At 67.3% G+C, this 1,468-nt stretch carries 1 protein-coding gene; it reads left to right on the top strand.

What is annotated here, in order from left to right; all coding sequences use genetic code 11:
* Positions 1 to 235 precede the first annotated feature (235 nt).
* Entirely contained in the window at positions 236 to 1,444 is a 1,209-nt protein-coding gene (locus CU044_RS32135; protein WP_165372027.1) for an IS110 family transposase, read from the top strand.
* Positions 1,445 to 1,468 lie beyond the last annotated feature (24 nt).

Raw genomic sequence — 1,468 nt, 5'->3', positions numbered from 1 at the left:
CCCCCCCATTACCTTTTTCGTGGTTCCGCAATGGGGCTCCCGGCCTCCGGGACCGGCATGACTGCTCCCCCCTGTTGAAGGTATGGCCCGGGGGGTGGTGTCACCGGTCCCGGAGGCACTGACAGACCGCTGATTAGGGGCATGACCACCGACTCCTCCGGGAGGCAGGGAGGCTCTTCGTAATGTGGATGTGGCGATCGGTGCCGACGGACGGCCGGGTGGGAACGACCGGAGGATGCACGTGATCGACGTCAGCGACATCGGCGCCTTCCTCGGCCTGGACGTGGGCAAGGGCGAACACCATGCCACCGCCGTCACGCCGGCCGGGAAGAAAGCCTTCGACAAGCGGCTGCCCAACAGCGAACCGAAGCTCCGCGAAGTGTTCGGCAAGCTGAAGGCCAAGCACGGGACCGTCCTCGTGGTGGTCGATCAGCCGGCCTCGATCGGCGCCCTGCCGCTGGCGGTGGCCCGGGACATGGGCTGCCCGGTCGCCTATCTGCCCGGATTGACGATGCGACGGATCGCCGACCTCTACCCCGGCGAGGCCAAAACCGATGCCCGCGACGCCTTCGTGATCGCCGACGCGGCCCGCATCATGCCGCACACACTCCGCTCGGTCGACCTTGAGGACGAGACCATCGCCGAGCTCGAGATGATCGTCGGGTTCGACGACGACCTGGCCGGCGAGGCCACCCGAATCAGCAACCGACTTCGCGGCCTGATGACACAGATCCACCCGCACCTGGAGCGAGTCCTCGGCCCGCGGATCCAGCACTCGGCCGTCCTGATGCTGCTGGAACGGTTCGGTTCGCCGGCCCAGATCCGCAAGGCCGGCAGACGACGGCTCGTGACCCTGATACGTCCGAAGGCCCCGAGAATGGCCGAACGGCTGGTCGAGGACATCTTCACCGCCTTGGACGAGCAGACCGTCGTCGTCCCGGGCACCGACGCGGCCGCACTGATCGTCCCCAGCCTCGCCAGCTCGCTCACAGCAGTCCTCGACCAGCGCAAACTCCTCGCCGGCCGGATCGAGGAACTGCTGGAGAACCACCCTCTTTCCAAGGTCCTGACATCCATGCCGGGGATCGGCGTCAGGACCGGAGCCAGGATCCTCATCGACGTCGGCGACGGCAGTTCGTTCCCGTCCGCCGCCCACCTCGCCGCCTACGCCGGCCTCGCCCCGGCCACCCGCAGCTCAGGCTCCTCAATCCGAGGCGAACAACCCTCTCGCAGAGGAAACAAACAGCTCAAACGGGCCTTCTTCCTCTCCGCGTTCGCCGCCCTCGCCGACCCCGTCTCCCGGGCCTACTACGACAAGAAGATCAGCCAAGGCAAGCACCACACCCAAGCCCTCCTCTGCCTCGCCCGCCGACGAGCAGACGTCCTCTTCGCCATGCTCCGAGACGGCACCTTCTACGAACCCCAACCCGCCCCCACGGGTTGACGAAACCCATAGGGGCACCCCCCC

It is taken from the genome of Streptomyces sp. L-9-10 (assembly GCF_004151105.1).
GTDB lineage: Bacteria > Actinomycetota > Actinomycetes > Streptomycetales > Streptomycetaceae > Streptomyces.
The sequence above is the reverse complement of the archived record's forward strand: the minus strand, read 5'-3'. Positions and strand labels throughout refer to the sequence as shown.